The 232-nt window shown below is 71.6% G+C and carries 1 pseudogene; it reads left to right on the plus strand.

The features are described 5' to 3' along the window. Positions 1-232, plus strand: a pseudogene (locus tag ACQG3P_RS24695) (permease-like cell division protein FtsX); the annotation flags it as partial.

Genomic DNA, 232 nt, shown 5'->3' on the forward strand with positions numbered 1-232 from the left:
CGCTGGGCGCCAGCGATGGATACATCCGCCGCCCGTTCCTTTACCTGGGCGCGTGGTACGGGCTGGGTGCCGGTGCGCTGGCCCTGGCGCTGGTCGGAGGGGCCGGGCTCGCGCTGCGCCCGCCACTGGCCGCGCTGTCGCAGAGCTATGCCAGCCCCTTCGTGCTCCATGGGCTGGACCTGTTGCATTCTTCGCTCGAGCTGGTCGGCACTGTCGTGCAGGGCTGGCTGGG

It is taken from the genome of Stenotrophomonas sp. SrG (genome assembly GCF_050031795.1).
Classification (GTDB): domain Bacteria; phylum Pseudomonadota; class Gammaproteobacteria; order Xanthomonadales; family Xanthomonadaceae; genus Stenotrophomonas; species Stenotrophomonas rhizophila_A.